Raw genomic sequence first — 26,643 nt, 5'->3', positions numbered from 1 at the left:
AGATGAGGGCGAAGAAAACGCCCATCTCCACACCCCAGACGGTGTGGGTTAGTTTCATTTAAAAGAAGCACCGCAGGACTATGACTGGTCCCCTGCGACCCTCTTGGTCACCCGGCGATATCGCGAATGGCGATCTCGCTCATGATGCGTTCAAGCACCTGATCGATGGAAAGCTCCGTGGAATCCAGCTGTATCGCGTCGGCCGCCGGTTTGAGCGGGGCTACTGCGCGCTGGGTGTCACGCTCATCGCGTGCACGGATCTCATCTAGCAGACTCGACAGACTAACACCCTCGACTTTGCCCTTCAACTGCAAATATCGGCGGCGCGCCCGCTCCTCGGCACTGGCGGTGAGGAAAATCTTCAGCGGTGCATCCGGAAAAACCACCGTGCCCATGTCGCGACCGTCGGCCACCAGCCCCGGCGCTTCCTGGAACGCGCGCTGGCGCTGCAGCAGCGCGTCGCGCACGGCAGGCAACGCCGCCACTTGCGAGGCACCGGAGCCGACGCTTTCAGTGCGGATGACATCGCTGACTTCGTCGCCTTCCAGAATGATCCGCTGCAGCTGACCTTCAGTCGCCGCGATGAACTGAACATCCAGATGAGCGGCCAGTTGCTTGAGCAGCTCCTCGTTGGTCAGGTCGACACCGTGGTTATGTGCAGCAAACGCCAGCAAGCGGTAAAGCGCACCGGAATCCAGCAGGTTCCAGCCCAGACGCTTGGCCAGAATCCCGGCGACCGTGCCTTTGCCGGAGCCGCTTGGCCCATCGATGGTGATGACCGGTGCGATGTTTTTCACGACTGAACCTCTTGTGCCACACGAATGCCGACCTGCCCGCACAATGCGAGGAAGTTGGGGAACGACGTCGCGACGTTGGCACAATCGTGGATGCGGATCGGTGCCGTGGCGCGCAGCGAGGCCACGCTGAATGCCATGGCGATACGGTGATCGCCGTGACCATGCACTTCGCCGCCGCCAATCTGGCCGCCGTCGATGATGATGCCGTCCGGGGTCGGCTCGCACTTGACGCCCAGCGCCAGCAAACCGTCCGCCATGACCTGGATCCGGTCGGATTCCTTGACCCGCAGCTCTTCGGCGCCGGTCAGCACAGTACGGCCTTCGGCACAGGCGGCCGCCACGAACAGCACCGGGAATTCGTCAATCGCCAGCGGAACCAACTCTTCGGGAATCTCGATACCTTTGAGTTTAGCTGCCCGCACGCGCAGGTCAGCCACCGGCTCGCCTCCGACTTCACGCTGGTTTTCCAGAGTGATATCGGCACCCATCAGACGCAGGATGTCGATAACGCCGGTACGGGTCGGGTTGATGCCGACGTGTTCAAGCACCAGCTCAGACCCTTCAGCAATGGAAGCCGCGACCAGGAAGAACGCCGAGGAAGAGATGTCGCCCGGCACTTCTATGTGGGTCGCGGTCAGTTTGCCGCCAGACTCGACCGAGGCGGTGGCGCCGTCGACACTGACCGGGTACCCGAAGCCACGAAGCATGCGCTCGGTGTGGTCGCGGGTCGGCGCAGGCTCGGTCACGGTGGTTTTGCCTTCTGCATACAGGCCGGCCAGCAACAGGCAGGATTTCACCTGAGCGCTCGCCATCGGCATGGTGTAGGTCAGGCCTTTGAGCTTGTGGCCACCGCGAATGGTCATCGGTGGACGACCTTCTGCGGCGGTTTCGATCACGGCGCCCATCTCACGCAGCGGGTTGGCCACGCGGTTCATCGGGCGCTTGGACAGCGAAGCATCGCCGGTCAGGGTGCTGTCGAAGTTCTGTGCCGCCAGCAGGCCGGACAGCAGACGCATCGAAGTGCCGGAGTTGCCCAGGTAGATCGGCCCCGGCGCAGCTTTCAGGCCGTGCAGGCCGACACCGTGGATGGTCACGCGGCCGTGATGCGGGCCTTCGATGACCACGCCCATGTCGCGGAACGCCTGCAAGGTCGCCAGGGCGTCTTCGCCCTCGAGGAAGCCTTCGACTTCGGTGACGCCTTCGGCCAGCGAACCAAGCATGATCGAACGGTGGGAAATCGATTTGTCACCCGGTACGCGAATCCGACCGGACAGGCGGCCACCAGGTTGAGCCAGGAAGATCAGATCGTTGGAGTTCATAGCGTCCACATAGGCCCTGCGGGCCAGGATTTTACTGAAATGCTCGCGGGCAACCCGGGCGCGCGTGAAAACGCCCAACAATTGGTGCCCATCCCCTGCATCGACCGCGTCGCGCAAGGCGTCGAGGTCGCTGCGAAATGTATCGAGTGTGCGCAGGACAGCCTCGCGGTTGGCGAGGAAGATGTCGTGCCACATCACCGGATCGCTTCCGGCGATTCTTGTGAAATCGCGAAAACCACCGGCAGCGTAACGGAAGATCTCCAGATTTTCATTGCGCTTGGCCAGCGAATCAACCAGACCAAAGGCCAGCAGGTGCGGCAGATGGCTGGTGGCAGCCAGCACTTCATCATGACGCTCGACCTGCATGTGCTCGACATCGGCGCCCAATTCGCGCCAGAGCCGATCGACCACCGCGAGCGCAGCAGGATCAGTCTGTTCGAGTGGCGTCAGGATCACCTTGTGCCGACGGAACAGCTCGGCATTGGAGGCTTCCACCCCGCTCTGCTCGGACCCGGCAATCGGATGCCCGGGCACGAAGCGCGAAGGCATGCCGCCGAACGCTTCGGTCGCTGCGCGCACCACGTTGCCTTTGGCGCTGCCGACATCCGTGAGGATCGCTTGCCCCAGGTCCATGACAGCCAAACGAGCGAGCAGCTTTTCCATCGCCAGAATCGGGACGGCCAGCTGAATCACATCAGCGCCCGCGCAGGCCACGGCCAGATCATCTTCGCAGCGATCGACCACGCCCAACTCGACCGCGAGCTTGCGCGATTGCGGGTCGAGATCTACCCCGACCACTTCGCGACACACGCCGCTTTCACGCAAACCCTTGGCAAACGAACCACCGATCAACCCCAGACCGACCACCACAAGGCGACCGATCATAGGTGCAGCAGGTTGCAGCGCAGTGACATCAACCACGAGCCAGAACCTTGCGCAGCGCTTCGAGGAAACGGCTGTTTTCCGCCGGCAGTCCGATGGTGACCCGCAGATGGTTCGGCATGCCGTAATTGGCCACCGGGCGCACGATCACGCCTTCGCGCAGCAAACCCTCGAACACTGGAGCTGCAACCTGACCGAGATCGACACAGAGGAAGTTGCCTTTGGACTCGATCCAGCCCAGACCCAATTCACGAAAACCGGCTTGCAACTGCTGCATGCCCGCTTCGTTGAGCTGACGGCTTTGCGCCAGATATTCCTCGTCTTTCAACGCCGCGCAGGCTGCCGCCAGGGCCAGGCTGTTGACGTTGAACGGCTGACGAACGCGATTGAGCACGTCCGCGACCACGGGCGTCGACAAGCCATAACCGACGCGCAGCGCCGCCAGGCCATAAGCCTTGGAAAAGGTGCGCGACACCAGCAGGTTCGGGTAAGCCGCGAGGAAGTCCAAGCCGTCCGGCAAGTCGCTGCCTTCGGCGTATTCGATGTAAGCCTCGTCGAGGACGACCAGCACATGCTCGGGAACGTCCTGCAGGAACTCGTCCAGCGCTTCGGCGCCGAACCAGGTGCCGGTCGGGTTGTTCGGATTGGCGATGAACACCACGCGAGTGTTCGCATCGATGGCCGCGAGCATCGCCGGCAGGTCATGCCCCCAATCCTTGGCCGGAACGACCTTGGCTTGCGCGCCGACCGCTTGAGTCGCGATTGGATACACCGCGAAGGCATGTTCGCTGAACACAGCATTGAGACCCGGCGCCAGATAGGCTCGGGCAACCAGCTCGAGAATGTCGTTGGAGCCATTGCCCAACGTGACCTGATTGAGCTCGACACGGCACTGTTCGGCCAACAACGACTTCAATGCGAAACCATTGCCATCCGGATAGCGGGTCAGCTCGGCGAGCTCTTCGCGGATCGCCGCGAGCGCTTTCGGGCTGGCGCCCAGCGGGTTTTCATTGCTCGCCAGTTTGACGATTTTCGCTGGATCCAGATCCAGCTCGCGCGCCAGTTCGTCCACAGGCTTGCCCGGAACGTACGGCGAAAGTTGTTGCACGCCCGGCTGTGCCAGAGCGAGGAAGTTGCCACTCATTTGCTACCGCCCCTTAGAGAACTGCTTTCGGGTAGGAACCCAGCACTTTGAGTGCTACTGCTTCCTGACTGATCTTTTCCAGCACACCTTTGATCAACGGATCGCGGTGATGACCGACAAAGTCGATAAAGAACACGTAGGTCCATTTGCCGCTGCGCGACGGACGGGTTTCGATGCGGGTCAGGTCAATGCCATTGTCATGGAACGGCACCAGCAGCTCGTGGAGCGCGCCGGGCTTGTTGCTCATCGACACGATGATCGACGTCTTGTCGTCGCCGGTCGGCGGCACTTCCTGGTTACCGATCATCAGAAAGCGCGTCGAGTTGTCCGGACGATCCTCGATTTTCTCGGCCAGACGGGTCAGACCGTACAGGCCCGCCGCCATGTCGCCAGCGATCGCTGCCGAATTCCACTCGCCCTTGACCCGCTTGGCTGCTTCGGCGTTGCTCGATACCGCCACGCGCTCAACATTCGGGTAATGCGCGTCCAGCCACTTTCGGCACTGGGCCAGCGACTGCGCGTGGGAATAGATGCGACTGATGCTGTCGGTCTTGGTGTTTTCACCGACCAGCAGGTGGTGGTGGATGCGCAGCTCGACTTCGCCGCAGATCACCATGTCGTGCTCGAGGAAGCTGTCCAGCGTGTGGTTGACTGCGCCTTCGGTGGAGTTTTCCACCGGCACCACGCCGAAATTCACTGCACCTGCCGCGACCTCGCGGAACACTTCGTCGATCGCCGCCATCGGCTTGCTGATCACAGCGTGGCCGAAATGCTTCATGGCGGCGGCCTGGGTGAAGGTGCCTTCAGGGCCGAGGTAAGCCACTTTCAGCGGCTGCTCGAGCGCCAGGCACGACGACATGATTTCGCGAAACAGCCGCGCCATCTCTTCGTTGCCCAGCGGCCCCTGATTGCGCTCCATCACGCGTTTGAGCACCTGAGCTTCGCGCTCGGGGCGATAGAACACCGGCACTTCGCCTTCGGCCAGCGAGGCCATCTTCACGCGCGCGACTTCCTGGGCGCAACGCGCACGCTCACTGATCAGCTCCATGACCTTGGTGTCCAGAGCGTCGATGCGAACGCGCAGTGCCTTGAGTTCCTGGTCGGACATCAGCCGTGTTCCTTCTCGAATTCAGCCATGTACGCCACCAGCGCATTGACGGCGGTGATGTCGACGGCGTTGTAGATGGAGGCACGCATGCCGCCCACGGAGCGGTGCCCCTTGAGATTGAGCAGGCCGCGCTCGTCGGCACCGGCGAGAAACGGCTTGTCCAGGCGATCGTCAGCCAGGCGGAACGGCACGTTCATCCACGAGCGGTCTGACTTGTTGATCGGGTTGCTGTAGAGGCCACTGGCGTCGATGAAGTCGTACAGCGTGCGCTGCTTGACGTCGTTGAGTTGGGCGATGGCTTCGACGCCACCCTGCTCTTTCAGCCACTGGAACACCAGACCGGACAAGTACCAGGCCAGGGTCGGCGGCGTGTTGTACATCGAGCCGTTGTCGGCCGCGACCTTGTAATTGAGCATGGTCGGGCACAGCGAGCGCGCCTTGCCGAGCAGGTCTTCACGGATGATGTTGACCACGATGCCGCTCGGGCCGATGTTTTTCTGCGCACCGGCGTAGATCATGCCAAAACGCGAGATATCCACCGGACGCGACAGAATGTCCGAAGACATGTCAGCTACCAGAGGCACGTCACCGGTTTCCGGGATCCACTGGAATTCCAGGCCGCCGATGGTTTCGTTCGGCGCGTAGTGAACGTAAGCGGCGTCCTTGGACAGGCTCCACTCGTTTTGGCCGGGAATGGCGAAATAGTCGTAAGGCTTGGCGGTAGCGGCGACGTTGACGTGACCGTAGCGCGAGGCTTCTTCGATGGCTTTCTGCGACCAGATACCGGTGTCGATGTAGTCGGCCGAGCTGCCTTCCGGCATCAGGTTCAGCGGGATCTGCGCAAATTGCTGGCTGGCGCCACCCTGCAGAAACAGCACTTTATAGTTGGACGGGATATTCAGCAGGTCACGCAGATCCTGCTCGGCCTGGGTGGCGATGGACACGAACTCATCGCTGCGATGGCTCATTTCCATGACCGACAGGCCCTTGCCGTGCCAGTCGAGGAGTTCACCCTGGGCGCGCTGCAGAACAGCTTCAGGCAGCGCCGCAGGACCGGCGCAGAAGTTATAGGCTCGCTTGCTCACATCCAATCTCGCTCTGATTTGGTGGTCACTTCAATCTTTTGATCTACGACTGATCGTTCCCATGCTCCGCGTGGGAATGCATCCAATGACGCTCTGCGTCATGGGACGCGGAGCGTCCCGAGCGGCATTCCCACGCGGAGCATGGGAACGATCCTGCGCAGTGTCGCAAATTTCAAACAGGACAAATAACAAGGGGGCGAATTCTCATCCGCCCCCTCGTTTGTCCGCTTATTCCTGCGGTTCTTCGTCAGCTGCGGCGTCGAGTTGCTGGTCTTCGCCGGCTTCGTCGGTGCCGACGGTGCCTTCGAATTCTTCGCCCTCTTCGCCCTCGAGCTCTTCACCTTCAATCTCCGAAGGCTCCTGAACCCGCTCCAGCCCGACCAGGGTTTCGTCCTTGGCCAGTTTGATCAGCGTCACGCCCTGAGTATTACGGCCCAGGCTCGACACTTCGTCGACACGGGTGCGCACCAGGGTGCCCTGATCGGAGATCAGCATGATCTCTTCGCCATCCTGCACCTGAACCGCGCCGACCAGACGGCCGTTACGCTCGTTGCTGACCATGGCGATCACGCCCTGACCGCCACGCTTGTATTCAGGAAACTCGGTGATGGCGGTACGCTTGCCGTAGCCACGCTCGGAAGCGGTGAGAATCTCGCTGCCTTCTTCCGGGATCAGCATGGAAATCAGCTTCTGCCCTTCCGGCAGACGCATGCCGCGCACGCCGCGAGCGGTACGGCCCATGGCACGTACTTCGGACTCCTTGAAGCGAGTCACTTTGCCGCCGTCGGAGAACAGCATGATTTCCTGCTCGCCGTCGGTGATGGCTGCGGAGATCAGGATATCGCCTTCGTCCAGTTCCAGCGCGATCAGACCGACGCTGCGCTGACGGCTGAAGGCCACCAGCGGGGTCTTCTTGACCGTACCGTTGGCGGTCGACATGAAGATGAACGGTGCCTTCTTGCGGTCGGCAGCCTTGATACGGGCGCGGCGCTCTTCTTCGGTCTCGTTGCTGTTTTCGATGTCTTCAACATCGGCATCGATGCCTTCAGCCTCTTCCTCGTCAGCGCGCTTCTTCATCGCTTCGAGATCGACCGGCAACATCGTGGTGATGTATTCGCCTTCGCTCAACGGCAACAGGTTGACCAGCGGACGACCACGGGCGGCGCGGGACGCTTCCGGAATTTCGTAGGTCTTGAGCCAGTACACCTTGCCCTTGCTGGAGAACAGCAGCAGCGTGGTGTGGCTGTTGGCAACAAGCAGGTGAGCGATGTAGTCCTCATCCTTGACGCCGGTCGCCGACTTGCCTTTACCGCCACGACGCTGGGCCTGGTACGCAGCCAGCGGCTGGGTCTTGGCATAGCCACCGTGGGAGATGGTCACGACGCGCTCTTCTTCCGGGATCATGTCGCCCAGGGTCAGATCGAGACGGGCATCGAGAATTTCGGTGCGGCGCGCGTCGCCGTATTCGGCGCGGATCACTTCCAGTTCTTCGCGGATCACTTCCATCAGGCGCACGGCGCTGTTGAGGATGCGGATCAGCTCGCCGATCTGGTTGAGGATTTCCTGGTACTCGGCCAGCAGCTTCTCATGCTCCAGACCGGTCAGACGGTGCAGGCGCAGTTCAAGAATAGCCTGTGCCTGTTCCGGCGACAGGAAGTACTTGCCTTCGCGCAGACCGTACTGAGGGTCGAGGTTTTCCGGACGGCACGAATCGGCACCGGCGCGCTCGACCATCGCAACGACCGCCGACGATTCCCAAGGCGTGCTGATCAGCGCTTCCTTGGCTTCCGACGGGGTTGGCGAGGCTTTGATCAGCGCGATGACCGGGTCGATGTTCGACAGGGCAACGGCCTGGCCTTCGAGAATGTGACCACGCTCGCGCGCCTTGCGCAGCTCGAACACGGTACGGCGGGTAACGACTTCGCGACGGTGACGGACGAAGGCTTCGAGCAGATCCTTGAGGTTCAGGATGCGCGGGCGGCCATCGATCAACGCAACGATGTTGATGCCGAATACCGCTTGCAGTTGGGTCTGGGCGTAGAGGTTGTTGAGGATCACCTCAGGCACCTCGCCGCGACGCAGCTCGATCACGACGCGCATACCGTCCTTGTCGGACTCGTCGCGCAGTTCGGTGATGCCTTCGAGCTTCTTCTCCTTGACCAGCTCGGCGATCTTCTCGATCAGACGCGCCTTGTTCAGCTGGTAAGGGAGTTCGGTGATGACGATCTGCTGACGGCCACCGACCTTGTCGATGTCTTCGATGATCGAACGGGCACGCATGTAAATGCGCCCGCGACCGGTACGGTAGGCTTCGATGATGCCGGCGCGACCATTGATGATGGCGGCGGTCGGGAAGTCCGGACCGGGGATGTATTGCATCAGCTCATCGACGGTCAGCTCGGGATTGTCGATGAGGGCCAGGCAACCGTCGATGACTTCACCGAGGTTGTGCGGCGGAATGTTGGTCGCCATGCCCACGGCGATACCACTGGAACCGTTGACCAGCAGGTTCGGAATACGGGTCGGCATGACCGCCGGGATCATTTCGGTGCCGTCGTAGTTCGGCACCCAGTCCACGGTTTCTTTATGCAGGTCAGCCAGCAGCTCGTGCGCCAGCTTGGTCATGCGCACTTCGGTGTATCGCATGGCCGCGGCGTTGTCGCCGTCGACCGAACCGAAGTTGCCCTGGCCGTCGACCAGCAGGTAGCGCAGGGAGAAAGGCTGGGCCATACGAACGATGGTGTCGTACACGGCGGTGTCACCGTGCGGGTGATACTTACCGATCACGTCGCCGACAACACGGGCAGATTTCTTGTACGGCTTGTTGTAGTCGTTGCCCAGCTCGCTCATCGCGAACAGTACGCGACGGTGCACGGGCTTGAGGCCATCGCGCGCATCCGGCAGTGCACGGCCGACGATCACGCTCATTGCGTAGTCGAGGTAGGACTGTTTCAGCTCGTCTTCGATATTGACCGGGAGGATTTCTTTGGCCAGTTCGCCCATGAGAAGCCTGATTCCTTTTTCTGGTGAAACTTCGCCACATCCATAGAGGAGCAACGAAGCTCGTCGGGGCAGGCCGAGTGCCATGCACCGACTTACGACAAATCAACAATCTGGAGAGTGGATTTGCGCAGTAAAGACAGCTCCGTGGAGCGGCCCTGGAAAACGCCGGATGTTATCACAAGAGCCGCCACGCACCTATCCCCCAGACGCGCATGGAGCATAGTTAGTTGACCGGTGACAAGCTTGAGGAGGACGAGAGAGGCTCAGAGCTTCTTTGAATGTGAAATATGGGGCTGAATTAGCGATGTTTATTGACATTACCGACCTCTTCGCGAGCAGGCTCGCTCCCACACGGGTCTGTGGCGATCACAAAACCTGTGGGAGCGAGCCTGCTCGCGAAGGGCTCAACGCCAGACCAAAGCCTGTCAATGCAGGCGCTTGCGGCACATCAACTGGGCCATTTTGGCGGTGTCCGGGCGTTCGACGATGCCTTTCTCGGTCACGATCGCATCGATCAGATCGGCCGGCGTTACGTCAAACACCGGATTGAACGCTTCGACGTCCGCCCCCACGCGCTTGCCGCCGACTTCCAGCAACTCCGCGCCATCACGTTCTTCAATCGGAATGTCATCGCCGCTGGCCAGGTGCATGTCGATCGTTGAACTCGGCGCCACCACCATGAAGCGCACGCCGTGGTGCATGGCGTTGACCGCCAGTTGATAGGTGCCGATCTTGTTCGCCACATCGCCATTGGCCGTGATGCGGTCAGCACCGACGATGACCCAGGTGATGCCTTTGGTCTTCATGATGTGCGCGGCAGCGGAGTCGGCATTCAGGGTCACCGGAATCCCTTCGTTGGCCAGTTCCCAAGCGGTCAGGCGCGAGCCCTGCAGCCACGGACGGGTTTCGTCGGCGTAGACGCGCTCGACCATCCCTTCAATATAAGCAGCACGAATCACTCCCAGCGCGGTGCCGAAACCACCGGTCGCCAGCGCGCCGGTGTTGCAATGGGTCAGAATCGCCTGGGCATTGCCCTGGTGCTTGCGAATCAGATCGACGCCAAGCTGAGCCATGGTCAGATTGGCTTCACGGTCGCTCTCATGAATGGCGATGGCTTCAGCTTCCAGTGCAGCCAGCGGATCGGCATTACTCTTGAGGCGATCCAGGCGATCATGCATGCGACCCAGCGCCCAGAACAGGTTGACCGCCGTGGGACGGGAATCCGCCAGCAAGGCGAAGTCTTCTTCCAGCGCCGCGTACCAGTCGCCCCCTTCGGCAATCCGTGCGCGCGCCGCGAGGACGATGCCATAGGCCGCGCTGATACCGATGGCCGGCGCGCCGCGCACCACCATCGAGCGAATTGCCTCGGCCACGCCGGCGGCGCTGGTGTAGGCAATCCAGGTTTCCTCGAACGGCAAAATACGCTGATCCAGCAGGTGCAGCGCGCCATCATGCCAATCGATGGCCTTCACTTTCTCCGCAGCCAACAGTCGATCGCGCATCCCACACCCCGCACTCGTGAACAAAAGCCGCCGATTATAGCGATCCCCCCGCGAAGACGCTCGGGTATACTTCGCCATCCTTTACAAAAGCACTGGAACCGACCCTCGATGCCAAAACCTGCCATTGCGCTCGACCTGTTATTGCTGCCGACCTGGCTGGTCCCCGTCGAACCTGCAGGTGTTGTGCTCAAGGAGCACGGCCTGGGCATCCGGGACGGTTGCATCGTGTTTATCGGCCCGCGCGCCGAAGCATTGAAGTGTAACGCCACGGAAATCCGTGAACTGCCGGATGTTCTTTTGGCACCAGGCCTGATCAATGCCCACGGCCATGCGGCGATGACACTGTTCCGGGGCCTGGCCGACGATCTGCCATTAATGACTTGGCTGGAAAATCATATCTGGCCGGCCGAGGGCAAATGGGTTGATGAAGCGTTCGTCCGCGACGGCACCGACCTGGCGATTGCCGAACAGATCAAGGGCGGCATCACTTGCTTCTCCGACATGTACTTCTTTCCGAAAGTCGCCAGCGAGCGCGTGCACAACAGTGGCATCCGCGCGCAGATTGCGATCCCGATCCTCGATTTCCCGATACCGGGCGCCAGCAGCGCCGACGAAGCCATTCGTCAGGGCGTGGAGCTGTTCGGCGACCTCAAGCATCATGAACGGATCAAGATCACCTTCGGGCCCCATGCACCCTACACGGTTGGCGACCAGAACCTTGAAAAAATCCGGGTGATCGCCGAGGAGCTGGACGCCTCGATTCACATGCACGTCCATGAAACCGCATTCGAGGTGCAGCAGGCCGTCGAGCAGACCGGCGAACGGCCATTGGCGCGCCTCGGTCGCCTCGGCTTGCTGGGGCCGCGCTTTCAGGCCGTGCACATGACCCAGATCAGCGACGACGATCTGGCGCTGCTGGTAGAAAGCAACACCAGCGTGATCCATTGCCCCGAGTCGAACCTCAAACTGGCCAGCGGCTTCTGCCCGGTCGAACGTTTGTGGCAGGCTGGCGTGAACGTGGCCGTCGGCACCGATGGGGCGGCGAGCAACAATGACCTCGATCTGCTCGGCGAAACCCGCACCGCCGCGTTGCTGGCCAAAGCCGTCGCCGGCTCGGCCACGGCGCTGGACGCCCACCGGGCGCTGCGCATGGCGACATTGAACGGCGCGCGGGCGCTGGGGATCGAAGCACAGACAGGCTCGCTGGAAATCGGCAAAGCCGCCGACATCGTCGCTTTCGACCTGTCCGGCATGGCGCAGCAACCGGTGTATGACCCGGTTTCACAGCTGATCTATGCCACCGGTCGCGACTGCGTCAAACACCTGTGGGTGGCCGGCAGGCAACTGCTCGACGACCGCCGCCTGACCCGCATGGACGAACAACAGCTGGGCGAGACCGCCCGCCACTGGGGCCAGCGCATCAGCGGCCACACCGAATCGTAAACACCGCGCAGCACTTGTCGCGGCTACAACCCCTTTCAGGTTTTCGAGGATTTGAACATGAGCAACGTCGACCACGCCGAAATCGCTAAATTCGAGGCTCTGGCCCATCGCTGGTGGGACCGTGAAAGCGAATTCAAGCCGCTGCACGACATCAACCCGCTGCGGGTCAACTGGATCGACGAGCGCGTCAATCTGGCCGGCAAAAAGGTCCTCGACGTCGGTTGCGGTGGCGGCATCCTCAGCGAAGCCATGGCCTTGCGGGGCGCCACGGTGATGGGAATCGACATGGGCGAAGCGCCACTGGCGGTCGCGCAACTGCATCAACTGGAATCCGGCGTCAGCGTCGAATACCGGCAGATCACCGCCGAAGCGCTGGCCGAGGAAATGCCCGAGCAGTTCGACGTGGTCACCTGCCTGGAAATGCTTGAGCACGTGCCAGACCCTTCCTCGGTGATCCGCGCCTGCTTCCGCATGGTCAAGCCGGGCGGCCAGGTGTTTTTCTCGACCATCAACCGCAACCCGAAGGCCTATCTGTTCGCGATCATCGGCGCTGAATACATCATGAAGCTGCTGCCGCGCGGCACCCACGACTTCAAGAAATTCATCCGCCCGTCCGAGCTCGGTGCCTGGAGCCGCATGGCCGGCCTGACCGTCAAGGACATCATCGGCCTGACCTACAACCCGCTGACCAAGCACTACAAACTGGCCAGCGACGTTGACGTCAACTACATGATCCAGACCCTGCGCGAGGAATAAGCCGATGGCCATCAGAGCGGTACTTTTCGACATGGACGGCACCCTGCTCGACACCGCGCCGGATTTCATCGCCATCTGCCAGGCGATGCGCGCGGATCGCGGTTTGCCGCCGATCAATGACAAGCACATCCGCGACGAGATTTCCGGTGGCGCCAAAGCCATGGTTGCGGTGACGTTTTCGATGGACCCTGAATCGCCGGGCTTCGAGGCGCTGCGTCAGGAGTTCCTCGAACGCTATCTGGTCGGCTGCGCGGTGCACAGCAAACTGTTCGACGGCATGCCCGAGCTGCTGGCCGATATCGAGAAAGCCAATCTGATCTGGGGTGTTGTCACCAATAAACCGGTGCGCTTTGCCGAGCCGATCATGCAACGACTCGGGCTGGCCGAGCGTTCGGCGCTGCTGATTTGCCCGGACCACGTGAAGAACAGCAAACCGGATCCGGAGCCATTGATCCTGGCGTGCAAGATGCTTGATCTGGATCCGTCGACCGTTCTCTTTATCGGCGATGATTTGCGCGATATCGAGTCGGGCCGCGATGCCGGCACCAAAACCGCTGCGGTGACCTACGGCTACATCCACCCGGACGACAACCCGCGGCACTGGGGCGCGGACGTGGTGGTGGATCATCCGCTGGAGTTGCGCAAGGTGCTCGATAGCGCGTTGTGCAGTTGCTGAAAACCTGACGCAGAGCGTCTGCTGCATTCCTTTGCTGCGCATGGGAACGATCCGACTTGATGAGGTTTTTATGTTTGATTACACCGCTCGCCCTGAATTGCTCAAGGATCGGGTCATTCTGGTCACTGGAGCCGGGCGAGGCATCGGCGCGGCTGCGGCGAAAACCTATGCGGCCCACGGTGCGACCGTATTATTGCTGGGCAAGACCGAGGCCAATCTGACTCAGGTCTACGACGAGATCGAGGCTGCCGGCCATCCGCAACCGGCGGTGATCCCGTTCAATCTCGAAACCGCGCTGCCCCATCAGTACGATGAACTCGCCGCGATGATCGAAACCGAGTTCGGCCACCTCGACGGCCTGCTGCACAACGCTTCGATCATCGGCCCGCGCACGCCGATCGAACAACTGTCGGGCGAAAATTTCATGCGGGTCATGCAGATCAACGTCAACGCCATGTTCATGCTGACCAGCACCCTGCTGCCGCTGCTCAAGCTGTCGCAGGACGCTTCGGTGGTATTCACCTCCAGCAGCGTCGGGCGCAAGGGCCGTGCTTATTGGGGCGCATACGGGGTGTCGAAATTCGCCACCGAAGGTTTGATGCAAACACTGGCCGACGAAGTCGAAGGCGTGGCGCCGGTACGCTCCAACAGCATCAACCCGGGCGGCACGCGCACCAGCATGCGAGCTCAGGCTTATCCCGGGGAAAACCCGCTGAACAACCCGACACCGGAAGAAATCATGCCGGTATACCTGTACTTGATGGGGCCCGACAGCACCGGCGTCAATGGCCAGGCTTTCAACGCCCAATAACGCCATACGTCGAATTGTTGCCGCGACAGAATGCTGTCGCGGCAACCCGTTGCCCCTCACAACCGTCACAAACCCGCCAATTCCCCACCGCAACAGCCCCCATGAAATCAGCAAGCCCTTGATTCAAAAGCGCTTAAATTAAATCGAACCGATTGGCACGCGTTTCGCTCTAAATATCCTCAAAACATGCCGTGTGATGGCAATGGGGCAATGCCGGTATCGAGAGCTGACTGATCGTTTCCGGCAGACTAAACTTACGCCAAATGTCCTACGGGACTGACGGATCAGTACGACGCGCAGCCCATAGCCGCTCTCACCCAGCCTGTAAGACAGACTTACTGCTTAGGGGCTCACGCCATATGAAATCTCCTTCCCAGACCCATGCAATTGACTTTGACAGTGCCAAATTGCAGCGCCTGGGCTTCGGTCAAGTGCCGGCGCTGATCGAGCGCCCGACCAGCGTGGCGCAACTGCGTCAGCAAATGAGCCTGCAACTGCAAACCAGCCTTGAGCCACAACGTATCCTCGGACTTTTTTTCCGCGAGATTCAACGTCTGGTGCCGCTGGATGCCTTGAGCTATGTGCACCAGGGCAGCGATCTGCGCCTTGAATTCGGCAGCCGTGGCCACCATTCGGTCAGTTATCGCCTGAGCCACGAAGGCGAGCACATGGGCGAGCTGGTGTTCCGCCGCAATCATCGCTTCAACGAAAAGGAACAGGGCGACCTCGAGTCGCTGCTGTCCTGCCTGCTGTACCCGATGCGCAACGCCCTGCTCTATCGCGCCGCTACCCAGAGCGCCCTGCGCGATCCGCTGACCGGCGCGGGTAACCGCGTGGCGATGGAGCAGACCTTGCAGCGCGAGATCGACATGTCGCGCCGGCACGTGCAACCGCTGTCGGTGCTGATGCTGGACATCGACCACTTCAAACGGGTCAATGACGAACACGGGCACAGCGCCGGTGATGATGTGCTCAAAGCCATTGCGGCATCCATCAAGGCGCAGCTGCGTAACGTCGATATGGTGTTTCGCTACGGCGGCGAGGAGTTTCTGATTCTGCTGTCCAACACTGGCCGGGAAGCGGCGGCGATGGTTGGCGAGCGGTTGCGTCATGCGACGCAGACGGCGGAGTATTTTGCCGACGGCCGGTTGATCGAGCTCACGGTGAGCCTCGGTTGCTCGACGCTGCTGCCGGGGGAATCGGCTGACAGCTTGCTGCGCCGTGCCGACAGTGCGCTGTATGTCGCCAAGCGCGAGGGGCGCAACCGGTTGGCGATGGCGGGTTAAACATTACAGGCAACACAAACCAGTGTGGGAGCGAGCCTGCTCGCGAAGAGGGAGTATCAGACAACGAATTCGCTGCCTGACACACCGCTTTCGCGAGCAGGCTCGCTCCCACAGTGTTGATCAGCTTTCGGCCAAGGTCCTGCGCTCGCGATTGACCAGCAACCGCTCCGAAGTCTCAAGCTGCATGCACCGTTCCAGGAACAGGTACATGTAGTCATAGCTCTTGCAGACGGCTTGGCGCAGTTCGGCCTGCAAGGCCTTGCTCGGGTTCATGCCAGCCAGCGTGCAGATGATTTCCAGCGCTTCCCACGGATGGGCATCGTCATATTGCGCGTGCATTTTCAGCCACTTCATTGCCCGCTTGCGATCTTCTTCCGGGAATGCCGCCGCGTAGACGCCGGTTGAGCAGACCACCGCCGACCACTCCCCCGTTGCCCCCTCGATCGCGTAGTTGGTCGCGGCAATCGCCACGATCAGCGAATCCGCCGAGCTGGTGTGCCAGCACCAGTGGCTCAGGGCGTGCAGCTCGGGTGGCACTTGCTGGGCCTGGAGATCTTCCAGGCTGACGCCGTGGGCCCGGCTCCAATGCATCCAGTAATCGGCGTGGTTGAGTTCGACGCGAATATTGCGCATCAGCCAGCGCCGCGCCATGTCCTCGCCGGGATGGCGGGCGAAGCGGGTTTTGGTGAGGTTCTGCGCCATGTACAAGGCGAACTGCTCCACGACCGGCCAGCCCCCGATCAGGTACTGACGCATGGTTTTGGCGCTGAGCTTGTTATCACGCATGCGCTGGTAAAGTTCATGTTCGACAACCCGGCGCTTGCTCTCGCTACAATCCTCAATGAGCTGTTGCGCCCAGGCAGGATAACTTGCAGCTTCCATGAGTGGTCCGGTTCGGTTGAATGTGTCGATCACTGTTCGGCTCCTTTTGAGTTGTGATTGCTAGGATCGGCGAGAGACTTCAACGGAACGTGCCCGGCGCTTTGAATAACAACGGCTGCGGCCTGGCGGGGCGACTTTGCAAACTCTCACAGGTAAATAACTGCGGGCGCTCGATAACATATCCCTGAGCGTAATCCACACCTATCTCAAGCAACGCCTGTTCGATCTGGATAGTTTCAACGAACTCGGCAATTGTCTGCTTACCCATGACATGCCCGATGTGATTGATCACTTCGACCATCGCCCGGTTAACCGGGTCGTCCAGCATATCCTTTACGAAACTCCCGTCGATCTTCAGGAAGTCTACAGGCAAATGTTTCAAGTAAGCGAATGAAGACATTCCGGCACAAAAGTCATCGAGAGAGAAATGGCAACCCAAGCCTTTGAGTTCATTGATAAAACGTATTGCGCTACCTAAATTAGCAATGGCACTGGTTTCTGTAATTTCAAAACAAATCATTTCAGGAGGTATGTCGTACTTAACAAACTGCTCCTTTAGAAAGTGCAAAAACGCGTTATCTCCTATAGTAATGCCTGACAGATTAATCGCACACATTGCTAGAGGACGTTCATGTTCCTGTTCAATACACTGCGCAATAACCTTGAATACGTTTTGCACTACCCAACGATCTAACTGAGTCATCAAACCATAGCGTTCAGCCGCTGGAATGAAGCTGTCAGGCAGAATTATCCTGCCTGACTCATCATGCAGGCGCAGGAGGATTTCGATGTGTCCGGCCTGGCCGTCGTATGGCTTGAGTGCAGAGATGGACTGGGCATACAGGCAAAACCGATTCTCTTCCAACGCCATGTGCAGGCGTTGCACCCAAGCCATTTCACCAAAGCGCACGGAGAGTTCTGTATCGTCCGCGTGATAAACCTGAACCCGGTTGCGCCCTTTTTCCTTGGCCATGTAGCACGCCATGTCAGCCGCTCGCAGCGAGGCCTCCAGTGTCGTCGGGGTCTGGTTGACGTGCACCAGACCGATACTGACGGTGGTCTGGAAAGGCCGGCCCTTCCAGACAAAATGCAGGTTCTGCACCGTCTGCCGCAGGCTCTCGGCGATTTTCTCTGCAGCCTCCAATGAACAGTTTTCCAGCAGGACGCCGAACTCGTCACCGCCCAGGCGCGCCAAGGTATCGCCCTCGCGCAAAGCTGATTGCAACAATGTACAAATGTGCCGCAGCAGCTCATCGCCCGCCGCATGGCCGCAGGTGTCGTTGACCAGCTTGAACTGGTCCAGATCGAGGAACATCAGCGCGTGCCGACCGGATTGACGCGTGAGGTTGTGCAGCGCCTGCTCCAGCCGGTACTCGAACTCCCGGCGATTGGCCAACCCGGTCAGCGCATCATGGGTTGCCTGCCAGGACAGGTTGGCGATGTACTGTCGCTCCTGCGTCATGTCGTGCAGCACGAGTACCGTACCGCTGACATTGCCGGCATTGCGGATCGGTGCTCCCACCAGTGTGACCGACAGCGTGCTGCCATCAAGGCGCTGGATCAGCTTCGCATGTTCGCTGCCGCCACTGAGCTGACCACTGAGAATGCGCTCGATCAATGTGAGCCCTTCGGTCTGGGCATTCTCATCAAGCAGGTTGAACAACGCCGCCAACGGCAGGCCCGCCGCCTGCTCGGCCTTCCAGTGCGTCATCGCCTCGGCAGCGGGATTCATGTAGTCGATCGCGCCATTGACGTCGGTGGTGATGACGCCGTCGCCAATCGATTGCAGCGTGATGTGAGCGCGGTCCTTCTCCATCTGCAGCGCTTGAGCAAATTCGTGTCGCTGTTTGAGCAGCTTGTGCGTGCGCCACAGCGCCAGCACGATCAAACCCAGGGCCGTCGCCAGATTAGTGAACAACAACAAACGCATAACCACCCGCGAGCCTTCGCCCAAGGCGTCGCTGAACGCTCTGGCCGCTGGCGTCACGCCGTCATTGATCGCAAAGATGCGCGCTTTCCAGCGCTGAATATCGGCCTCGCTGGCACTGTTGCGCGAGATGCTGCGGTGCATTTCCTGCGCTACGTCATCCAGTTCGACCAGATAGGCGTCGCCCACCGTCCAGCGGTCAATAGCCGTTTCCAGATAACTGAAATGCCGGAAATTGAGGTACAGCCAGATCAGGCTGGAGACATCATCGGGGTGGTTGCCGCCTTTGAGAATGCCTTCACGGGCCGCAGCAAGATCCGGCGGCTGCAGATCCAGCGCCAGGCGCAACTCATGCCCGCCCTGAGGCACTGCGATTGCCGTGAGATATTTGTGATAAGTCACCTCATCACGACTGTCGGCGTAGAGGTTCAGATAATAGATGGCGTCTTTCTGGCCCTTGGACCACAGGCTTTCGCCGGCCACATAGCCACGCACGGCCGAGAGCACATACAGGCTCACGCCGCCCAGTAATGCCTGGAACACCACGACAGCAATAAAGGGCCAGACGATACCCAACAACCGTGGTGTTCCCAGAGTCTGCTTTTGCTTCATGAGATTCCTTGCATGAGCACTGCCCGCTCGTCTTCCGGACGAATTCGCTATGACGAGACTAGGTGCGGTTCTCGTTCAAGGCAAGGCGCGGTTTCAGACCGCACGCAGAACGTCTGACAGGTCGACAAGTATTTCGATCAGTGCTGTTGCAAGTTGCCGTAAAGCTTGGCGTACAGACCGCCGTCGGCGATCAGTTGGCGATGGTCGCCGTCTTCGGCAATCTGCCCGCCGTCGAACACCAGCACCCGGTCCGCCTGCTTCACCGCAGACAGCCGATGGGCAATGATCAGGGTGGTGCGGCCATTGAGAAACTTCGCCATCGCCTGATGCAGGTTGTACTCGGTGGCCGCATCAAGGGCCGAGGTGGCTTCGTCGAGAATCACCACTTTCGGTTCGGCGAGGATCATCCGGGCAATCGCCAGACGCTGTCGCTGACCGCCCGACAGGCGCACCCCGGAACGACCGACGATGCTGTCGAGGCCATCGGGTAACGCGCGGATGGTCGCGGCCATTTGCGCGATTTCCAGTGCCTGCCAACAGGCTTCATCGGTGCGGATACGGCCCATGGTCAGGTTGGCGCGCACAGTGTCGTTGAACAGGGCTGGATGTTGCAGCACCACCGCGACGTTCTCGCGAACCGTCTCCAGGCCGATCTCCTGCTGGGTCGACCCGCCGAATCGAATGCTTCCGGCCGCTGGCGTGTACAGGCCCAGCAACAACTGCACCAAGGTACTTTTGCCGCCGCCGCTGGCGCCGACGATCGCGACTTTCTCACCCGGCAGGATCGACAGGTTCATCTGATCCAGCACCAGCTCGTCGCCATAACCGAAGCTCAGGCCCCGCACCTCGATGCCGACGGTGTCACGGCCCTTGAACGGGTCGACCCCGCCGGGGTATTGCGGCTCGTCCGCGCGGGCCAGCAATTCGTTGATCCGTGTCAGCGCGCCGCCCGCCGCGTAATAGGCGTATTGCAGATTGAGCAACTGCTCGACGGGGCCAATCATGAACCACAGGTAGCTGAACACCGCGAGCATCTGGCCGATCGACAGATCGGAGAACAGTACGGTGAGCATCGCTGCTGCGCGGAAGATATCGATGCCGAACTGGAACAGCAGGCCACTGGCGCGATTCGAGGCGTCGGTTTTCCACTGCGAGTTGACCGCGTAGTTGCGCACCTCTTGGGCACGCAAACCGAGGCGCCCGAGGAAATAACCCTGACGATTACCGGCGCGCACTTCCTGAATCGCATCGAGGGTTTCGCTCAGTGCCTGAGTGAAGCGCGAGGTGCTGTCGTTCTCGAGTTTCTTCAGGTGTTTGACCCGTTTGCCCAGCTGCACCGTGGCGTAGATCACCAGCGGGTTGAACAGCAGGATCAACAGGGCGAGTTTCCAGTGCATCCACATCAGAATGCTGGCGGTGCCGACCAGCGTCAGCATCGCCACGAGGAATCGGCTGAGGGTTTCGCCGACGAATTTATCGAGCGTGTCGAGATCGGTAACCAGGTGCGTGGTGACGGTACCGCTGCCCAGGCTTTCGTATTCGCCGAGGGAAATACGTTTCAACCGGTCAATCAGGCGCACGCGAATGCGGTAGACGATGTCCTTGGCAAGCCGCGCGAACAGCCGTGACTGCAAGACGCCAAAACACAGGGCGCCGCAACGCAAGGTAAGGGTCACCACCAGCATCAGGCCGATATAACCCGCCGCTTGCTGCCACATGCCCGGCAGGAAATGATTCATGACTTTCAGTGCGGCGTCGCCGTGGCCGAGCAGGACTTCGTCCACCAGCAAGGGCAGCAGCAATGGAATCGGCACGCTGCACAGCGTCGCCAGAACAGCCACGCCGTTGGCGATCCACAGTGATTTTTTATGATGCAGCGCCAGGCGCCGGACTTCGGCCCAGCTCAGCCGGTCGACACGCTTGGCGGCTGGCGTGTCATCGGTCTGGTCAGACACAGGCCGCGCGCTCCAGCCAGCGGCCGAGCAACGGCGACAGCTCGCTGAGCGGTTGATAGCCATTGGTCAGCAGCGCCAATTGACCGTTGCGTTCGGCCAGCAGGGTCGGGAAACCGGCAATGCCCAGGTCCTGCACCCAGCTGAAATCCGCCTGCGTCGCCTTGTGCTGATCGGCATGATCAAACAAGGCGGCAAATTCAATACGCGGCACACCGGCCTGCTCCGCCAGTTCGACCAGCACGCTGGCCTGAGTGACATCGCGACCTTCAGCGTAAAACGCCTGCTGAATCAGCCCGACCAGTGTCCACGCGCAATCTGGCGCCAGACTGCGCGCGGTGACGATGGCTCGGCAGGCAGGCTCGGTGTCGTAGACAAACCCGTCAGGCAGCGCGCCGTCAAACCTGAACGGTTGGCCGGTGGCCTCGGTGACGGCTTGCCAGTGCTCCAGAATGTAGCGCCGCGTGGTCGGCTCCAGCGCCGAACCACTGCCGGTGCGCAGGCCGCCAACCACCAGATGCAGCTCCACCCCCGCTGCCTGCGCCTGCTCGACGAGTGCCTTGGCCACCGGAGCGAATCCCCAGCACCATGAACACATCGGATCCATCACATAGAGCAGGCGCGCAGACATGGTTAAGCCTCGGTGGATGCTTGCTTATAGTTGTAGCCGATCGGGTGCGGCTGGTTGCGCGCCTTGGCCAGTTCGATCTGCTTCTGCCGATCGATGGCGCTGCGCCGGGTCTTCTCGCTCAGCTTGTCCCAGCAATGCGGGCAACTGATGCCGGCGACGTAGTGCTCGGAGGCGCGATCTTCAACGCTGACCGGCGTGCGGCAGGCATGACATTGATCGTAGTCGCCTTCGGTGAGGTCGTGACGCACGGTCACGCGGTTGTCGAACACGAAGCAGTCGCCGCGCCACTTGGTTTCTTCCTGCGGCACCTCTTCGAGGTACTTCAGAATGCCGCCCTTGAGGTGGTAAACCTCTTCGAAGCCTTCGCCGAGCATGTAGCTGGAGGCTTTTTCGCAGCGGATGCCGCCAGTGCAGAACATCGCGACCTTCTTGTGCACCGCCGGGTCGAAGTGTTCTTTGATGTAGTCGGGAAACTCACGAAAACTGGTGGTTTTCGGATCGATGGCGCCTTCGAAGGTGCCGATCGACACTTCGTAATCGTTGCGCGTGTCGATCAACAGCACTTCAGGGTCGCTGATCAACGCGTTCCAGTCTTGCGGATCAACGTAAGTGCCGACCTTTTTGTTCGGGTCGACGCCTTCGACACCCAAGGTGACGATCTCTTTCTTGAGTTTGACCTTGGTGCGGTAGAACGGCTGCTCGTCGCAGTACGATTCCTTGTGATCGATGTCATCCATGCGCGGGTCATTCTTCAGCCAGGCGAGCAGGCCGTCGATGCCTTCGCGGGTGCCGGACACCGTGCCGTTGATGCCTTCTTCGGCGATCAACAGAGTGCCTTTGATGCCGTTATCAACCATCGCTTGCAGCAGTGGCTCACGCAGGTTGACGTAATCTTGCAGGGTGACGAACTTGTAAAGTGCCGCCACGACAATCGGTTGTGTCATGGGTATTTCTCCAGGTGGCTACCCTCGCAAAGGGTGAACCGGATTCAAAAAAAACGCGCCGGCTAAGCGGCGCGTTGCGGATTCTAGCAAAAACCCAATCAGATTAGGACGCACTGATGTCCTGTGGCGAGGGGAGCTTGCTCCCGATCGGCTGCGAAGCAGTCGTAAACCCGCAAGCGCATCCGGTCAGTCATAGTAGCGTTGCAGTATTTGGGAGTGCCGCACGCTCCAGCGGGAGCAAGCTCCCTCGCCACAACAGCAGCCCTCGCTGTTCTTAATGTTTGCTGCCGCCGGCACAGGTTGGCGACGCCGGGGCGGCGCCGACTTCTGCCCATTCCTGCGGGGTGTAGGTGTGCAGCGCCAACGCATGGAATTCGCCCATCAACTCGCCGAGCGTGCCGTAGACTTTCTGGTGGCGCTTGACCCGGTTCAGGCCTTCGAACTGCGCGCTGACCACCACTGCCTTGAAGTGGGTCGACAGCCCACGACTGTGCATGTGGCTCTCATCCAGCACCTGCAAATGCTCAGGCTGTAACAGGCCCAGCGTCGATTCGATGCGTTGTTGCATGGTCATCACGAACTCCGCTTACTTCTTCTTGGCTGGCGTCGCTGCCGGGGTCAGCTCTTTGGTCATGTCGTCAAGCAGCTTGTTGACGACCGGCACTGCGCTTTCCAGTTTGCCCTGGGTCATTTGCGCCGATTGCTGGGTCAGCTGCGGCATTTTTTCCAGGACTTTCTTGCCCAGTGGCGACTTGTAGAACGCGACCAGGTCCTTGAGTTCGGATTCGCTGAAGTTGCTGGTGTACAGCTTGACCATGTCCGGCTTCAGCTTGTTCCAGCCGATGGCCTGGTCCAGTGCGGCGTTGGCCTTGGCCTGGTAGGTTTCGAGAACGGCTTTCTTGGCCTCAGGGGCTTTGGTCTGCTCAAAGCGCTGAGCGAACATTTGCTGCACTTGCATGTACACCGGGGTGCCCAGCTTGTCAGCGTGAGCCAGCGTCAGGAAAGCTTCGGCACTGGCGTTGTGGCTGGCGGTATCGGCAAGCACCTGGCCGCTGGCGCAAACCAGTGCAACCGCGGTACAGATGGCGCGAAGACGAGTCATCGAGTTTCCTTTTAAGCAAAGCGAGGTCAAACCCCAAGGGCGACCATTCTGCGCCTAACAATCGTTGCGGCTCAACCCCCGAGCCTTGCAGCGCTTGATTGGCGGGGTTTTGCGGTCAACAATCGAGTCGATGGAACCACCCGGGCCGAAGCCGGCCTAAATTGCGCCAACAGACCAACAGGAGTGTGCACGATGAGCCGTATCGAAACCGACAGCCTGGGCCAGATCGAGGTCCCGGACGACGCTTACTGGGGTGCTCAGACGCAACGCTCGCTGATCAACTTCGCCATTGGTCAGGAGCGCATGCCGCTGCCGGTGCTGCACGCCCTGGCGCTGATCAAGAAAGCCGCCGCGCGGGTCAACGACCGCAACGGCGACCTGCCCGCCGACATTGCCCGACTGATCGAACAGGCCGCCGATGAAGTCCTCGGCGGCCAGCATGACGACCAGTTTCCGCTGGTGGTGTGGCAGACCGGCAGCGGCACCCAGAGCAACATGAACGTCAACGAAGTAATCGCCGGTCGCGCCAATGAACTCGCCGGCAACCCGCGCGGCGGCAAGTCGCCGGTGCATCCCAACGATCACGTCAACCGCTCGCAGAGTTCCAACGACTGCTTCCCCACCGCCATGAGCATTGCCACCGCCAAAGCGGTGCAGGAACAACTGCTGCCGGCGATCGCCGAGCTGTCCGGCGGCCTCGCCGAGCTGGCGGCGCGGCACATGAAACTGGTGAAGACCGGACGCACGCACATGATGGACGCGACGCCGATCACTTTCGGTCAGGAGCTTTCCGGGTTCATCGCACAACTGGACTACGCCGAGCGGGCGATCCGCGCCGCATTGCCGGCGGTTTGCGAACTGGCGCAAGGCGGGACGGCCGTCGGTACCGGGCTGAACTCGCCCCACGGTTTCGGCGAGGCGATTGCCGCCGAGCTGGCCGCGCTGTCTGGCTTGCCGTTCGTCACGGCGCCAAACAAATTCGCCGCGCTGGCGGGTCATGAACCGCTGGTCACTTTGTCTGGCGCACTGAAAACGCTCGCCGTGGCGCTGATGAAAATCGCCAACGACCTGCGCCTGCTCGGCTCCGGCCCGCGTGCAGGTTTTGCCGAAGTGAAGTTGCCGGCCAACGAACCGGGCAGTTCGATCATGCCGGGCAAGGTCAACCCGACCCAGTGCGAAGCCTTGTCGATGCTGGCCTGTCAGGTGCTGGGCAATGACGTGGCAATCGGTTTTGCCGCCAGTCAGGGTCATCTGCAATTAAATGTGTTCAAACCGGTGATCATCCACAACCTGCTGCAATCGATCCGCCTGCTTGGCGATGGCTGCAGCAACTTCCAGGAACACTGCATCGCCGGGCTGGAGCCGGATGCAGAAGTCATGGCCAAACATCTGGAGCGTGGGTTGATGCTGGTGACAGCGCTGAACCCGCATATCGGCTATGACAAATCGGCGGAAATTGCCAAGAAAGCCTACAGCGAAGGGCTGACCTTGCGTGAGGCGGCGTTGCAACTGGGCTATCTGACCGATGAAGAGTTCGATGCGTGGGTGCGGCCGGAGAACATGATTGAGGCAGGCGCCAAGGGCTGAGTCATTTAGCGCCTGAAAATCCGTCTTCGCGAGCAGGCTCGCTCCCACAGGAAAATTGCATTGCAAAGTGGAAGCGAGCCTGCTCGCGAATTCAGGCGCCGCCGATCGTCAGCCAGGCACAACCCTGGCCCGTCGCGCCCTGAGCCCGGCCATCAACGACGGCCCCAACGCCACCAGCGCCGAACCCAGCACCACCAGCACCGCCCCGCCATACCCCAGCGCATTGATCTGCTCGGCGTGTACGTATTCCGGCCAGACCCGCGCTGCAATTGCCACCGCAGCAAACGTCACCAGCGGCGTGATCGCCAGAGTCGCGCTGACCCGCGACGCCTCCCAATGCGCCAGCGCTTCGGCAAACGCGCCATAGGCAATCAGCGTATTCATACAGCACGCCAGTAATAGCCAACCCTGCAACGGGCTAAGGTTCAGCGCTTCGAGCGGATGCACCCACGGCGTCAGCAACAATGCGCAGAACAGGTAGATCACCATCATCACCTGCAGCGAATTCCATACCGTGAGCAATTGCTTCTGGCCGAGCGCGTAAAAGGTCCAGACCGTGGACGCCAGCAACACCAGCAACACGCCAGCGGTGTAATCGGACAGCGAAGTCAGCAGCTCTGCCAGTCGCTGATTGAAGAACAGGCCAAAACCAATCAGCAGCACCAGCAAACCGATGCCCTGGCCGATGCTGAACCGCTCCTTGAACACAAACAGACTGGCGATCAGCAGCATGATCGGCCCCATCTGCACCACCAGTTGCGCGGTGCCGGGACTTAGAAGGTTGAGACCCATCAGGTACAGCACGTAATTGCCGACCAGGCCGAGCACGGCCATCAACACCAGCCAGCCGCCCTTGGGCCCGAGCACTTTGCGACTCGGCAGGCGCCTGACCGAGGCCAGGTAGATGAACAGACAGCCGCCGGACACCGTCAGGCGAAACCAGGTCACCGTGACCGGGTCCATCACCAGCAGAACCTGTTTGAGTTTTATCGGCAGGATGCCCCACAGAAACGCGGTCAGCAGCGCCAGGAACAGTCCGTACACCCAGCGCCCTGATGAAATGTGCATGCGAACCCCAAAACCTGCTGACAAGAACGCACAGTCTAGGCGCCCTGCTTCGTTCAACACAGGGACAGTTGCCAACAGGCCGCGAATGAAACTGTGCGGGTCGCAGCAAAAAACCGGCGCACCGCC

Annotated in this window: 21 protein-coding genes; 6 read left to right on the top strand and 15 right to left on the bottom strand. The window is 60.6% G+C overall.

Annotated features, from left to right (window positions below; genetic code table 11):
- Positions 1 to 107: 107 nt before the first annotated feature.
- The 7 genes from cmk to mtnA form a co-directional block, all read right to left on the bottom strand.
- The gene (gene cmk, locus HU727_RS09160) at positions 108 to 797 is read right to left on the bottom strand and encodes a (d)CMP kinase (RefSeq protein ID WP_186529405.1); all 690 of its coding nucleotides are present in this window, start codon (positions 795 to 797) and stop codon (positions 108 to 110) included.
- A complete protein-coding gene (locus HU727_RS09155; protein WP_264081979.1) occupies positions 794 to 3,001 on the bottom strand; it encodes a bifunctional prephenate dehydrogenase/3-phosphoshikimate 1-carboxyvinyltransferase in 2,208 nt (735 codons plus the stop codon). The genes cmk and HU727_RS09155 overlap by 4 nt, the downstream gene beginning before the upstream one ends.
- A gap of 28 nt (positions 3,002 to 3,029) precedes the next feature.
- Positions 3,030 to 4,142, bottom strand: a complete 1,113-nt coding sequence (hisC, locus tag HU727_RS09150) for a histidinol-phosphate transaminase (protein WP_186529409.1) — start codon at positions 4,140 to 4,142, stop codon at positions 3,030 to 3,032.
- A 13-nt stretch (positions 4,143 to 4,155) separates the two neighbouring features.
- A complete protein-coding gene (gene pheA / locus HU727_RS09145) occupies positions 4,156 to 5,250 on the bottom strand; it encodes a prephenate dehydratase (RefSeq protein WP_186529411.1) in 1,095 nt (364 codons plus the stop codon).
- Positions 5,250 to 6,335: a 3-phosphoserine/phosphohydroxythreonine transaminase gene (gene serC, locus HU727_RS09140; RefSeq protein WP_186529413.1), complete on the bottom strand. Its 1,086-nt coding sequence runs from the start codon at positions 6,333 to 6,335 to the stop codon at positions 5,250 to 5,252. The genes pheA and serC overlap by 1 nt, the downstream gene beginning before the upstream one ends.
- A gap of 228 nt (positions 6,336 to 6,563) precedes the next feature.
- Positions 6,564 to 9,338: a DNA gyrase subunit A gene (gene gyrA, locus HU727_RS09135; protein WP_186529415.1), complete on the bottom strand. Its 2,775-nt coding sequence runs from the start codon at positions 9,336 to 9,338 to the stop codon at positions 6,564 to 6,566.
- A 425-nt stretch (positions 9,339 to 9,763) separates the two neighbouring features.
- On the bottom strand, positions 9,764 to 10,840 hold the full coding sequence (gene mtnA, locus HU727_RS09130; protein WP_186529417.1) for an S-methyl-5-thioribose-1-phosphate isomerase: 1,077 nt from the start codon (positions 10,838 to 10,840) through the stop codon (positions 9,764 to 9,766).
- A 108-nt stretch (positions 10,841 to 10,948) separates the two neighbouring features.
- Between mtnA and HU727_RS09125 the strand changes: the two genes are divergently transcribed.
- The 5 genes from HU727_RS09125 to HU727_RS09105 all read left to right on the top strand — a co-directional run bounded on the left by HU727_RS09125 (position 10,949) and on the right by HU727_RS09105 (position 15,812).
- Positions 10,949 to 12,283, top strand: coding sequence for a TRZ/ATZ family hydrolase (locus HU727_RS09125; protein WP_186529419.1), 1,335 nt, complete (start codon positions 10,949 to 10,951; stop codon positions 12,281 to 12,283).
- A gap of 57 nt (positions 12,284 to 12,340) precedes the next feature.
- Complete coding sequence (ubiG, locus tag HU727_RS09120) at positions 12,341 to 13,039, top strand: bifunctional 2-polyprenyl-6-hydroxyphenol methylase/3-demethylubiquinol 3-O-methyltransferase UbiG (RefSeq protein ID WP_186529421.1); 699 nt, start codon at positions 12,341 to 12,343, stop codon at positions 13,037 to 13,039.
- 4 nt (positions 13,040 to 13,043) lie between these two features.
- Positions 13,044 to 13,715, top strand: coding sequence for an N-acetylmuramic acid 6-phosphate phosphatase MupP (gene mupP / locus HU727_RS09115; protein ID WP_186529423.1), 672 nt, complete (start codon positions 13,044 to 13,046; stop codon positions 13,713 to 13,715).
- 70 nt (positions 13,716 to 13,785) lie between these two features.
- The gene (locus HU727_RS09110) at positions 13,786 to 14,526 is read left to right on the top strand and encodes a YciK family oxidoreductase (protein ID WP_186529425.1); all 741 of its coding nucleotides are present in this window, start codon (positions 13,786 to 13,788) and stop codon (positions 14,524 to 14,526) included.
- A 359-nt stretch (positions 14,527 to 14,885) separates the two neighbouring features.
- A complete protein-coding gene (locus HU727_RS09105) occupies positions 14,886 to 15,812 on the top strand; it encodes a GGDEF domain-containing protein (RefSeq protein WP_186529427.1) in 927 nt (308 codons plus the stop codon).
- A 120-nt stretch (positions 15,813 to 15,932) separates the two neighbouring features.
- Here the strand turns inward: HU727_RS09105 and HU727_RS09100 are convergent, their stop codons facing one another.
- From HU727_RS09100 to HU727_RS09070, 7 genes are all read right to left on the bottom strand, one after another.
- Positions 15,933 to 16,694 carry an iron-containing redox enzyme family protein gene (locus HU727_RS09100; protein ID WP_189673664.1) on the bottom strand — a complete coding sequence of 254 codons (762 nt, stop codon included), beginning with the start codon at positions 16,692 to 16,694 and terminating at the stop codon, positions 15,933 to 15,935.
- 79 nt (positions 16,695 to 16,773) lie between these two features.
- Positions 16,774 to 19,233 carry an EAL domain-containing protein gene (locus HU727_RS09095; RefSeq protein ID WP_186529431.1) on the bottom strand — a complete coding sequence of 820 codons (2,460 nt, stop codon included), beginning with the start codon at positions 19,231 to 19,233 and terminating at the stop codon, positions 16,774 to 16,776.
- A gap of 137 nt (positions 19,234 to 19,370) precedes the next feature.
- Positions 19,371 to 21,188: an ABC transporter ATP-binding protein gene (locus tag HU727_RS09090; protein ID WP_186529433.1), complete on the bottom strand. Its 1,818-nt coding sequence runs from the start codon at positions 21,186 to 21,188 to the stop codon at positions 19,371 to 19,373.
- Positions 21,181 to 21,783 (bottom strand): DsbA family protein, encoded by a 603-nt coding sequence (locus HU727_RS09085; protein WP_186530554.1) that lies wholly within the window; start codon positions 21,781 to 21,783, stop codon positions 21,181 to 21,183. Before HU727_RS09085 ends, HU727_RS09090 begins: the two co-directional genes overlap by 8 nt.
- A 35-nt stretch (positions 21,784 to 21,818) precedes the next feature.
- Positions 21,819 to 22,760, bottom strand: a complete 942-nt coding sequence (trhO, locus tag HU727_RS09080; protein ID WP_186529435.1) for an oxygen-dependent tRNA uridine(34) hydroxylase TrhO — start codon at positions 22,758 to 22,760, stop codon at positions 21,819 to 21,821.
- Positions 22,761 to 23,034: 274 nt separating this feature from the next.
- On the bottom strand, positions 23,035 to 23,334 hold the full coding sequence (locus HU727_RS09075) for a BolA family protein (protein WP_186529437.1): 300 nt from the start codon (positions 23,332 to 23,334) through the stop codon (positions 23,035 to 23,037).
- A 12-nt stretch (positions 23,335 to 23,346) separates the two neighbouring features.
- Positions 23,347 to 23,862 carry a DUF2059 domain-containing protein gene (locus HU727_RS09070; RefSeq protein WP_186529439.1) on the bottom strand — a complete coding sequence of 172 codons (516 nt, stop codon included), beginning with the start codon at positions 23,860 to 23,862 and terminating at the stop codon, positions 23,347 to 23,349.
- A 192-nt stretch (positions 23,863 to 24,054) separates the two neighbouring features.
- Here HU727_RS09070 and HU727_RS09065 point away from each other — a divergent pair, with 192 nt between their 5' ends.
- Positions 24,055 to 25,449, top strand: a complete 1,395-nt coding sequence (locus tag HU727_RS09065) for a class II fumarate hydratase (RefSeq protein WP_186529441.1) — start codon at positions 24,055 to 24,057, stop codon at positions 25,447 to 25,449.
- Positions 25,450 to 25,557: 108 nt separating this feature from the next.
- Here the strand turns inward: HU727_RS09065 and HU727_RS09060 are convergent, their stop codons facing one another.
- Positions 25,558 to 26,517 (bottom strand): DMT family transporter, encoded by a 960-nt coding sequence (locus tag HU727_RS09060; protein ID WP_186529443.1) that lies wholly within the window; start codon positions 26,515 to 26,517, stop codon positions 25,558 to 25,560.
- Between the last annotated feature and the right edge of the window lie 126 nt (positions 26,518 to 26,643).

The organism is Pseudomonas khorasanensis (genome assembly GCF_014268505.2).
Taxonomy (GTDB): Bacteria; Pseudomonadota; Gammaproteobacteria; order Pseudomonadales; family Pseudomonadaceae; genus Aquipseudomonas; species Aquipseudomonas khorasanensis.
Note: the sequence above shows the minus strand (reverse complement) of the source record. Positions and strands in the feature narration are given on the sequence as shown.

Bases quoted from the DNA above. Each gene is read 5' to 3' on its own strand.
- HU727_RS09155 (WP_264081979.1), bottom strand. From the start codon at position 3,001: ATGATCGGTCGCCTTGTGGTGGTCGGTCTGGGGTTGATCGGTGGTTCG.
- hisC (WP_186529409.1), bottom strand. From the start codon at position 4,142: ATGAGTGGCAACTTCCTCGCTCTGGCACAGCCGGGCGTGCAACAACTT.
- pheA (WP_186529411.1), bottom strand. From the start codon at position 5,250: ATGTCCGACCAGGAACTCAAGGCACTGCGCGTTCGCATCGACGCTCTG.
- gyrA (WP_186529415.1), bottom strand. From the start codon at position 9,338: ATGGGCGAACTGGCCAAAGAAATCCTCCCGGTCAATATCGAAGACGAG.
- mtnA (WP_186529417.1), bottom strand. From the start codon at position 10,840: ATGCGCGATCGACTGTTGGCTGCGGAGAAAGTGAAGGCCATCGATTGG.
- HU727_RS09125 (WP_186529419.1), top strand. From the start codon at position 10,949: ATGCCAAAACCTGCCATTGCGCTCGACCTGTTATTGCTGCCGACCTGG.
- ubiG (WP_186529421.1), top strand. From the start codon at position 12,341: ATGAGCAACGTCGACCACGCCGAAATCGCTAAATTCGAGGCTCTGGCC.
- mupP (WP_186529423.1), top strand. From the start codon at position 13,044: ATGGCCATCAGAGCGGTACTTTTCGACATGGACGGCACCCTGCTCGAC.
- HU727_RS09110 (WP_186529425.1), top strand. From the start codon at position 13,786: ATGTTTGATTACACCGCTCGCCCTGAATTGCTCAAGGATCGGGTCATT.
- HU727_RS09105 (WP_186529427.1), top strand. From the start codon at position 14,886: ATGAAATCTCCTTCCCAGACCCATGCAATTGACTTTGACAGTGCCAAA.
- HU727_RS09100 (WP_189673664.1), bottom strand. From the start codon at position 16,694: ATGGAAGCTGCAAGTTATCCTGCCTGGGCGCAACAGCTCATTGAGGAT.
- HU727_RS09095 (WP_186529431.1), bottom strand. From the start codon at position 19,233: ATGAAGCAAAAGCAGACTCTGGGAACACCACGGTTGTTGGGTATCGTC.
- HU727_RS09085 (WP_186530554.1), bottom strand. From the start codon at position 21,783: ATGTGTTCATGGTGCTGGGGATTCGCTCCGGTGGCCAAGGCACTCGTC.
- trhO (WP_186529435.1), bottom strand. From the start codon at position 22,760: ATGACACAACCGATTGTCGTGGCGGCACTTTACAAGTTCGTCACCCTG.
- HU727_RS09075 (WP_186529437.1), bottom strand. From the start codon at position 23,334: ATGACCATGCAACAACGCATCGAATCGACGCTGGGCCTGTTACAGCCT.
- HU727_RS09070 (WP_186529439.1), bottom strand. From the start codon at position 23,862: ATGACTCGTCTTCGCGCCATCTGTACCGCGGTTGCACTGGTTTGCGCC.
- HU727_RS09065 (WP_186529441.1), top strand. From the start codon at position 24,055: ATGAGCCGTATCGAAACCGACAGCCTGGGCCAGATCGAGGTCCCGGAC.
- HU727_RS09060 (WP_186529443.1), bottom strand. From the start codon at position 26,517: ATGCACATTTCATCAGGGCGCTGGGTGTACGGACTGTTCCTGGCGCTG.